Genomic DNA, 9683 nt, shown 5'->3' with positions numbered 1-9683 from the left:
ATGATCCATTCTTTCAGAACTTGCCACAATTTTCGCTTACCAGCATCTGCTCCGCTTGACCACTCCTCAGCCATCTTATCGAAGCTGGGTACAATTAGCTGTTGATAGAACTCCGTCCCAACTTTAGCTATCTTGTACTTCTTGCCTCCAAAGCAAGATCTAGGCTCCTCGACTATTGTAGTTTTGTCCTTCTTTGTAGTCTCTATCTTTGCTCTTTTATTAAAGAGAAAGACATCTTGCGTAAGGCGCAAGGGCTCGCTTCTCAGCTTAACGCCAGTTTGAATCAATTCCTGGATCCCTAGCTTATCTTCCTCAGAGACTGTGAGGATTTCTTCAACGGCTCCAATAAGGTCTGCAATAAGCTGAGAGATCAATGAGTTCGCAAATCTCTCAAAAGTTTGAGCCTTTGCCTGTAACAGAAACTCGGCCCTATGTTCGAGAGCGTCCCTAACCGATTGGTAGAGAGCTAAAACAGCGCGCTCAGCTCTTTCTATCTTCTCATGAGGCTTTTTGGTTTTCTCCTCAACAGGTACTCTCAGAATCAGGCTGTCTCCCTGACACTCACAATCCCTCAACGTTCTGAGTGTCATGTCGCAAGATCTAGCAACGAGGTTGGCAATGTGAGCAGGGATCACTTCTTTCAGAGAATCTTCTAGCGGATAAACACCAATTTCTTGCTTGAGTGCATCTCGAACTGTAGCGATGATTTTATTAATCAAATCTTTAACTTGCTCATCCACAAAGTCAATAAAATCGGGAAACCCCTGCCAGCCCTTCTTTCTGGCTTCCTCCTCAATCTTTGATAGGGACTCAGGAGTGCCACTAGCACTGGCAACTTGGTTGAGTAAGTCTGTAATGTCAGCGATAAACGATTGGGCAACTTGATTGATTGCTTCCTTGCATTGCTCTTGTCTCTCTTGAATATATTTTCTTTGCCTATCTACTTCCTCTAGCGTCTGAATTCGTCTTGTATTGATTATGACATCTAGGGCACTGCTAATCTCTCTAGCTGAGTTGATCACTTGTAGCACTGCCGGGAGAATAACAACTCTTGCAGTGTCTGCTTGAATCCTTTCTCGCAATGCCCTCCATAGCAAGTTGCCGCCGCTCCACTCTCGGATGTAGCCAAGCAAGAGCCTAGTGTCATTGTCAGATATTGCCTGCCCTTCCTCGACTTTGTTTTCAAGGTCTGCTATCCAAGACTTCAGCTCCCTATCACCTCTTGTAGAAGCCTTGATGAGATTAGCACAGTCTTCAAAAAGAGCGCTGAGCATCCATTGTCTAGTACTGGGATCCACATCCGATCCTTCGGAAGAGTTGGCTCCCCAGGCACATTGGGCATAGAAGAGCGCCTTAGCAGAGAGCGGAATGATAAAAGGCAGCTCTGGAAGATCCAGAATCTCCTTAATTTCCTCTCTCAGCTCCTCGACCTTTTGCTCTAGAGGGTTGTCGGTTTGATTTCGCATGTCAACCCTATTGAGCAAGAAAATCATCAAGCTAGTTTGACCTCGGAGAAACTCCACAACATCTTTTAGCTCTCTCAAGAGGGCTTCTCGTCTTTGCCAATCTGTCTGAGAGTAATCCAGTGCAACAAGGCTAAAACACTTGCTGACATGCTCTTGGATGATCCTGAGGCTTGTTCTATCTTGGATTGAGTTCAGGCCAGGCAAGTCATAAATCTCAACCTGTAAGCCCTCAGGCAGGTTTAACAGAGAAGAAGCCCTGACAGGAAGGAGCGGACACTCAACGTCTATCTGAGGGATGCCCACGTCGGCTTCATCCTCCTTCTTCCTCTTCTTTCGCCGCTCTTGGTGGTAGGCCTCCATTGTCAGCTTGAGCCTGCTGTAGATCTCTTCGTCCCTCAGGTCTTCCCACGTGCCGCATTCCCAGGTGGCTCCTTCTGTATTGTGGATAACTAACTTGCTCCGCTCGCCGTGCCTAATCCGCAGGATCCCGGCGCTCATCTCCTGCGCCTCGATAGGCGCGATTTTCCGACCAATGAGAGCGTTGACAATGGTGGACTTACCTGAAGAGGTGGTGCCAATGGTGGCAATCCGGAAGGAGGGCTTCCGTAGGCGGGCAACGGCCTCTTCGTAGACAACCCGAAAGTCCTCCAGCTTCTCCAGCAGCACGGAGTTGCTGACTACGTCGTGGTATTCGTTAACGATCCCAGCGGTGAGGTTGCCGAGGTCAAATAGTGAGTCTCTCGCGGTCTGCAAAGCTACCGAGGGATCCATAGAATCAAGCCGGTGATGCGCTCCATCAGATAGGGTTGAAGATGACATGCCAACAGTTCTCAAGCCGCTTCGCTGGCATTATATCCATCTTGCTGATACCGTCGTTCGTTTCCTTCGCATTGTTTTCAGCGTTCTTCTTGCCAGCAATGCTCATTCAGTAGCATAAAAAACAGTTCTAAAAGGCACAGAGCTGCCGGCACTTCTGGGATCAGCGAGAGCTGGTTTGGCAGATGGAGTCGCAAGCCTATCTCCTCCCGGCTAGAGCCAGCAAGCAGTTGAGAGGATTGCCAGATTGCTTAAGATGAGACTGCTGAGTCCGAACTCCTTCTCCCTGTAAATGATGGATGGATCCTTGCAATCTTTCTTCGCCTCTGCCACCCAGGTGGGGCTGGGGGTGGCGGGTCTGCTGGCTCTGCTTACCCTGCTGGCCTGGATCCGCAACTGGCCTTGGAAGTTTTCGCTGGTGGGCTACACGGCCTTTACGCTGGTCTTAACGGCGGGCTGTTTTGCCCTCAGTTTAGGGCCGATCTTTCGCTCCCGCATTCCCGGCGCTGCCCCCTACACCACGGTCTATGACCAAGGGGCAGAGCGGGCGGTCATCGCCGTCAGCCCGGACATTACCCCAGAGCACCTGATCCTCACGCTGAAGCAGGCGGCCAGCGATTTGGCGTCCTCCGGTCGCTTCTCTACCGGTTCGCCGGTGTTTACTCTGCAGGCCCGCACCGTCATCCACACTGAACCGGGCGTCTCCGAGCCCTTACTTTTGGGCACGCTGCAACAGCCGCTGGGAAAACGCCTGCGCACCCCGGAAGAACAGCAGCAGCAGCAGATCCGGCTGGAGGAAGAGGCCTTTGCCCGGCTGCGCAAGCTGGTCCAAGTTCAGGCTGCGGCTCCTTCCGCTGAGGGTGGGTTAGAAGAGCTCCCTTTGTCCCAGTCCTGAGCGCTAAGCCAGCGACGCAGATCCCGTCCTACCTGTTCAGGGATCTCCCACGGGAAGAGGTGGGCCACATCGGGATAGACAATGCAGGTGCACTGGGGTAGAAGGCGGGCGGTGGCCAAGCTGCTAGCGGCGGTGATGTGGCGATCCCGCTCGCCGGCGAGGAGCAACACAGGTAGGCGCAGGTGCTGCAGCTCCCCCTCACGGTTGTAGCCCTGTTGCAGGGCGGTGCGCAAAGCGCGGCGGGCTTGGGGAGAGGTGTGCAGATAGGCAGGCAAAGCCACCTGGGCCAAGTAGCGATAGGCGGTTGAGGTGTGTTGCTGGATGAGGTAGCGGTAGAGAGAGCGGCGGCCAAAGGTGTTGATGTTCCAACTCCAGCCGGGCCAAAGCCAGTTGAGCAGCGAAGCAATGCCGGTGTTAAGCTGATCCCCAACGGTGATGGGGGGATGGTTGCTACGAGGACAGGCGGCGCTGGCTACCAAAACCAAGCCCTTGACCCGCTGCGGCAGGCGCAAGGCCAACTCCAGGGCCAGGATCCCACCCAACGACCAGCCCAACACCAGACACTCCTGCCAGCCCAGGCAATCCAGCAGCTCCTGCAAGTCCTCTAGGTGAGTTGCCATCTCAAAGGGATCCCCTACCTGCGAACGCCCATAGCCACGCAGATCCGGCGCCACACAGGGGTGCATCCCCGCCACCGCCTCAGCAAAAACTTCCATGCAGTCACCATTGCCCGGATGGCCGTGGAGCAGTAGGATGGGCAGGGAAGGGATCCCTTCTCCCCACGCACGGTAGTAGAGCTGCAGGCCCATAGCTTAGGCGCTAGCCGCCTTTTTTGGCACGGACTGCAGCTTCACCCCGTTGGGAAGGCAAATTAAGTTTTGATCCAGCACCTGCACAAACCCTTTCGAGCGCAGGGATCCCAGCAAGCGAGTAACCGTTACACGGGTCGCCCCAATGGCGTCCCCAATCTGGGCGTGGGTGAGTGTCCAAGGGAGGTACATCCCCTGTTCACAGGGCTGCCCGTACTCTTCAATCAACAGCGTTAGGAAGCCCTTCAGGCGGTCAATGGCACGCCGTTGGCCCAAGTTGCCTAACCAAAGCAACTTGCGTTGCAGTTGCTGACGGAAGCTTTCTTGAACTTTCTGGTGCAGATAGGGCCACTGCTCCAGATCCTGCCAGTAAAACCACATTACCGTGGTGCGATCGACATGGGTGCAAGCTTTTAGCTCAAAGCGCTCCGGGTTGCTCAGCTCAAAGGGCACGCCGGGTGTGATAAACCCGACAAAAACCTCCCGCCGCTCCGGCGTTTGGCTAACTAGGCGCACCACGCCTTCTTGGGGGATGTAGACCAGGCCCGGACGGGTGGGGATGCGCACGTCCTTGGGAAAAGTGCGACAGCGGTAGTGCTCTTCGGCCCACTGGCAGAGTTCCCGCCATTCCTGAGCCTCCGCTGCCGATGTGATGGAAACTAGGGACATGGGATAGGCTTCCTGTCAATTGAGTAACTAGATGAACTTTGCCGCCTCTTCCGCTCCATCGAGCCATCAAAAGAGTTTGAAAGAAAAGGCCAGACCCTAGCGGAAGGATAAACCAGGAGGAAGGGAACTTCGGCAGTGGCTTTACCTTAGCTTCATAATGACACTTAAGATTCATAGAACAACACCGTGGTTATACGGATGTTGTTCACAGGGCTACGCTCAATGATAACATGCGGAAGCCGCACTCTTCGTTTTTTCCTGGCTCCTGGCCGGCTGTAGGCTTGGCAGCAGATAGCATGATGAGGGCAGCCGGGTTGCTTGGAGGCGGTGAGGAGGGGCACCGATGAACATTCTCGTGAGCAACGATGACGGCATCCAAGCGGCGGGAGTGCGGTGTTTAGCGGCAGCGCTGGCTCAGATAGGCGGGCACCAGGTGACGGTAGTCTGCCCGGATCGGGAGCGCTCGGCCACTGGCCACGCCTTGACGCTGCACAAACCGCTGCGGGTGGATCCGGTGCGGGAGGGGTTTCCGCCAGAGGTGCAAGCCTGGGCCTGTTCCGGCACGCCTTCGGACTGTGTCAAGCTGGGTTTGGATGGGCTACTAGACCGCCCCCCCGATTGGGTGATTTCCGGCATCAATCAGGGAGCCAATTTGGGCACCGATGTACTCTACTCCGGCACCGTCTCAGCAGCCATGGAAGGGTTGTTGGAAGGGATCCCCAGCCTAGCGGTGAGCCTGGCCAGCTTTACCCACCAGGATTTTCAGCCGGCGGCCCAGGTGGTGCTGATGCTGCTGGAGAAGCTGAGCCTGAAGCCTTTAGAGAAGCCGATGCTGTTGAACGTCAACGTGCCCCCGCTAGAGCTGGCTGAAATACGCGGCATGGTCTTGGCCCGCCTAGCCTGGCGCAAGTACACGGATCTCTACGAGAAACGGGTAGATCCCCGTGGCAAGGCCTACTACTGGCTGGCAGGAGAGGTGGTGGAAGAGGAGGTGGATCCCTGCTCCGATGTGCGGGCGGTTGCCGAAGGCTATGTGTCGATTACGCCCTTGCAGCCGGATTTAACGGCCTACGCCGCTTTCGAGAGCTTGCAGCGCTGGGGCCTCTCAGCCTTTGGCTTTTGAAGGTTTTGGCAAGGATAGGGAGTCCCGGCTGGCTTGCTCCAACCTGGTAGAGCTAGGGAGAAGAGGTCGCCAAGGCCAGCAGCCGCTCTGCAACGGCTGGGGGAACGGGCATCACCGATAGGCGCGTACCTCGCCGCACCACCTCCAACTCTGCAGGGGTAAAAGTGGCCCGCAACTCGGCCAAAGGGATCAAGCGCTCAAAGGCGGCGACGAATTCCACCCGCACCGTGTGCCAGCGGGGCGCTGCAGGAGTTGACTTGGGATCGTAGTAGGGGCTGGTGGGATCAAATTGGCTGGGATCCACCACCTGGGTTTCTCGGATCTCCATCAGGCCGGCAATACCGGGGGGGTTGGCGTTGGAGTGGTAGAAAAAGGCGCGATCCCCCACCTGCATGGCTTTTAGGTAGTTGCGGGCTTGGTAGTTGCGCACGCCGTCCCAAAGGGTTTGGCCCTCCCGCTGCAGATCCCAGATGCTGTAGACGCTGGGCTCCGATTTCATCAACCAGTAGTTCATAGAACGCTAAGCTCGGGCAGCAGGCAAGCGACGGGCAACAAACTCGACAAAGTTTTGCAATATCTTCAAGCCTACAGGGCCAGACTTTTCGGGGTGAAATTGGGTGGCAAACAAGGCGCCGCGGGCAAGGGCGGCCACACAGGTTTGGCTGCCGTGTTGGGTAGTGGCGGCCACCCAGCTGGGATCCTCGGGCACGGCGTGATAGGAGTGGACAAAGTAAACCCAGCTTTGGTCAGGGATCCCTGCCCAAAGAGGAGACAGGGGCTGGGTGAGGTGCAACTGGTTCCAGCCCATGTGGGGGATGCGCAGGCCTGGCTCCGGTTGAAAGCGTCGCACTTGTCCGGGTACAAGGCCCAGCCCTGGCTCCACCCCCTCTTCGCTCCCCTCAAACAAAACCTGCAGTCCAAGGCAGATGCCCAGAAAGGGCTGCTGCCGCTCGATTGCTTCTTGGATAGCCTCCACAAAGCCCCGCGCCCGCAACTGCTGCATGGCTGGGTCAAAGGCCCCATCTCCCGGCAGAACGAGGCCATCAAAAGCCGCCAGCCCAGCCGGCTCTGTGACCAGCTGCACTTCGGCTCCAGCCCGCTCTAGCCCTTTGCAAGCCGAATGCAGGTTGCCGGCCTCGTAGTCAATCACCGCCAGGCGCACAGCGTTCATGGGATCCCTTACAAGCCTACCAGTATAGTGGTTTTAGCAAGGTAGGGAGCTATGGTGGTTGCAGCCTCCGCAGAAGACTTTGCCCTCTCCACTCAGCTTGGCTGGCCAGAGGCCGCCTATCTGCACATCCCCTTCTGCCGGCAGCGCTGCCATTACTGCGATTTTGCCACCGGCCTAGGCACGCGCGAGCTAATAGAAACCTATGTGCAGGTGCTCTGCCAAGAGATCGGGGGGGCCTACCGCTACCGCCATTTGGCTGGGGATCCCCAACCCTTGACCAGCATTTTCTTTGGCGGCGGCACCCCTTCCCTGCTGACGGTGGAGCAATTGGGCCGGATCTTGGTTCAACTCAGGGAGAGGATCCCCTTACATCCTGACTGCGAGATTTCGCTCGAGGCCAACCCCGGCACCCTGACGCGGGAGCAGTTGGCGGGCTACCGGGATCTGGGGGTTAGCCGCATTAGCCTGGGGGTACAGGCCTTTCAAGCGGAGCTGCTGGCCGCCTGCGGTCGCCTGCATGGAGTGGAAGAAGTTTACGAAGCTGTGGCCGACTTGCAGGCAGTGGGCTTTGCGAATTTCAACCTGGACTTGATCTTTGGACTGCCCTACCAGACGTTGGCGCACTGGCAGCAATCGCTGCAGGCTGTTCTTGAGATCAACCCCACCCACGTCTCCATCTATGATTTAACCATTGAGCCGGGAACCCGCTTTGGTCGGATGTACCGACCGGGGGATGCCCCTTTGCCCCCTGAGGAAATCACAGTTGCAATGTACTTGATGGCGCGGGAGCTGCTCACCCAAGCCGGCTACATCCACTACGAGATCTCCAATTTTGCCCGCCCTGGGTATGCCTGTCGCCACAACCGGGTGTACTGGGAAAATCGCCCTTACTTTGGCTTTGGCATGGGATCGGTCGGCTACGAAGGGGGGCGGCGCATTCAACAGCCGAAAACTCTCCATAAGTATTTTGAACAGGTCAAAGCCCAAGTTCACCCTTTCCCGCCACCGGCCTCTGCAGAAGAAATCTGGATGGATACGGTGATGTTGGGGCTGCGTTTGCAGGAAGGGCTGGATTTGGCAACTTTACGGCAGCGCTTTGGCCCTGCGAGGGTGGAGCAGGCTTTGCGGCGTCTAGATCCCTATTTTGAAAAAGGTTGGGCCAGTTGCGAAGGAGGGCGACTGCGGCTGATCCCGCCCGAGGGCTGGCTGTTTTCCAACGAAGTCATTGCAGAGCTTTTTCCTTAGTTTGCCGGGCAAATAGTGCAAACAACTAGGCATGCATCCGCTCCCTTTCTTACTGACCGGCGGGATGTTGTTGCAAAGCCTGCTTTAGGTAGCGCCCCGTGTGGGATCCGGGCTGCTCGGCCACTTCCTCAGGGGTGCCGACGGCAACAATCTGGCCGCCCTGGTCGCCCCCTTCTGGCCCCAGGTCAATGATCCAGTCGGCACAGCGGAGGATGTCCAGGTTGTGCTCGATCACCAGCACGGTGTTGCCCGCATCCACCAACCGCTGCAGAACATTCAAGAGCTTGTGAACGTCGTAGAAGGACAGGCCGGTGGAGGGTTCATCGAGCAGGTAGAGGGTTTTGCCGGTGGAGCGGCGGGCCAGTTCTGCCGCCAGCTTCACCCGCTGCGCTTCCCCCCCGGAAAGCGTCGGAGCGGGCTGCCCCAGCTTGATGTAATCAAGGCCCACATCGGCCAAGGTCTGTAGAATCTTGGCGGCAGGGGGTAGGGCGGCAAAAAACTCCAGCGCCTCCCCCACCGTCATGTCTAGGACTTCGGCGATGTTTTTGCCCTTGTACCTGACCTGGAGGGTCTCGCGGCTGTAGCGGCTGCCCCCACACACTTCGCAGGTAACATACACATCCGGCAGGAAGTTCATTTCAATCACGTTCACCCCCTGCCCTTTGCAGGCTTCACAGCGCCCCCCCTTGACGTTGAAAGAAAAGTGGCCAGATTGATAGCCCCTGGCCTTGGCCTCTAGAGTCTGGGCAAAGGCCTGGCGGATGGGATCAAAGAGGCCCGTGTAGGTGGCGGGGTTGGAGCGGGGGGTGCGGCCAATGGGGGATTGGTCGATGACAATGACCTTGTCGATGTGTTCAATGCCGTGTAGCTCCCCCATTTCCGTTGGCTTAGGCACCTTCTGGCCGAGGTAGTGTTGCAGGGCAGGGTAGAGCAACTCGTTGACCAGGGTGGACTTGCCGGAGCCGGAGACGCCGGTGACGCAGACCAGCTTGCCCAGGGGGATCTCCACATCGATGTGCTTGAGGTTGTTTTTGTGGGCATCGGTGAGCTTGAGGGAGACGGCTTTGCCAGGTCGCCGCTGAGCTGGGGTTGGGATCCGCCGCCGCCCCGCCAGATAGGCGCCGGTGAGGGAGCGCTCGCAGGCTAGGATGTCGGCTAGAGATCCTTGGGCCACCACTTCTCCGCCGTGGATGCCAGCGCCAGGGCCAATGTCCACGATGTGGTCGGCGGCGCGAATGGTCTCTTCATCGTGTTCCACCACAATTAAGGTGTTGCCCAGATCCCGTAGGCGGAATAGGGTTTGCAAGAGGCGTTGGTTATCCCGCTGGTGCAGGCCAATGGAGGGTTCGTCCAGCACGTAGAGCACCCCCGTCAGGCCGGAGCCAATCTGGCTGGCCAGTCGGATCCGCTGCGCCTCGCCCCCCGAAAGGGTCATGGCCGGTCGGGCCAGGGTGAGGTAGTCAAGGCCCACGTCAATTAAAAACTGCAG

At 57.2% G+C, this 9683-nt stretch carries 9 protein-coding genes; 3 read left to right on the top strand and 6 right to left on the bottom strand.

The genetic code is table 11. The features are described 5' to 3' along the window. The coding region (locus tag NW863_RS10325) for a dynamin family protein (RefSeq protein ID WP_414366170.1) at positions 1-2285 on the bottom strand (2285 nt) is incomplete at its 3' end. A gap of 304 nt (positions 2286-2589) precedes the next feature. On the opposite strand from NW863_RS10325, the gene NW863_RS10320 reads away from it, so the two are divergent. Then, a complete protein-coding gene (locus NW863_RS10320) occupies positions 2590-3177 on the top strand; it encodes a DUF2518 family protein (protein ID WP_414366169.1) in 588 nt (195 codons plus the stop codon). Here NW863_RS10320 and NW863_RS10315 read toward each other — a convergent pair. Continuing rightward, on the bottom strand, positions 3117-3986 hold the full coding sequence (locus NW863_RS10315; RefSeq protein WP_414366168.1) for an alpha/beta fold hydrolase: 870 nt from the start codon (positions 3984-3986) through the stop codon (positions 3117-3119). The two genes, NW863_RS10320 and NW863_RS10315, sit on opposite strands and share 61 nt — an antisense overlap. Positions 3987-3989: 3 nt before the next feature. After that, positions 3990-4655 carry a Crp/Fnr family transcriptional regulator gene (locus NW863_RS10310; RefSeq protein WP_414366166.1) on the bottom strand — a complete coding sequence of 222 codons (666 nt, stop codon included), beginning with the start codon at positions 4653-4655 and terminating at the stop codon, positions 3990-3992. Positions 4656-4998: 343 nt separating this feature from the next. Here NW863_RS10310 and surE point away from each other — a divergent pair, with 343 nt between their 5' ends. Continuing rightward, a complete protein-coding gene (gene surE / locus NW863_RS10305; RefSeq protein ID WP_414366164.1) occupies positions 4999-5778 on the top strand; it encodes a 5'/3'-nucleotidase SurE in 780 nt (259 codons plus the stop codon). 52 nt (positions 5779-5830) lie between these two features. Here the strand turns inward: surE and NW863_RS10300 are convergent, their stop codons facing one another. Together NW863_RS10300 and hisH are read right to left on the bottom strand one after the other, a co-directional pair. Next, positions 5831-6292 (bottom strand): EVE domain-containing protein, encoded by a 462-nt coding sequence (locus tag NW863_RS10300; protein ID WP_414366163.1) that lies wholly within the window; start codon positions 6290-6292, stop codon positions 5831-5833. A 6-nt stretch (positions 6293-6298) separates the two neighbouring features. Further along, complete coding sequence (gene hisH, locus NW863_RS10295; protein WP_414366162.1) at positions 6299-6949, bottom strand: imidazole glycerol phosphate synthase subunit HisH; 651 nt, start codon at positions 6947-6949, stop codon at positions 6299-6301. Between the two features lie 51 nt (positions 6950-7000). On the opposite strand from hisH, the gene hemW reads away from it, so the two are divergent. Continuing rightward, positions 7001-8194, top strand: coding sequence for a radical SAM family heme chaperone HemW (gene hemW / locus NW863_RS10290; protein WP_414366160.1), 1194 nt, complete (start codon positions 7001-7003; stop codon positions 8192-8194). Between the two features lie 49 nt (positions 8195-8243). On the opposite strand, the gene uvrA is transcribed toward hemW, so the two are convergent. Further along, a partial coding sequence (gene uvrA, locus NW863_RS10285; RefSeq protein ID WP_414366159.1) for an excinuclease ABC subunit UvrA occupies positions 8244-9683 on the bottom strand: 1440 nt, incomplete at its 5' end.

Source organism: Synechococcus sp. B60.1, from assembly GCF_047462555.1.
Lineage (GTDB): Bacteria > Cyanobacteriota > Cyanobacteriia > Thermostichales > Thermostichaceae > Thermostichus.
Note: the sequence above shows the minus strand (reverse complement) of the source record. Positions and strands in the feature narration are given on the sequence as shown.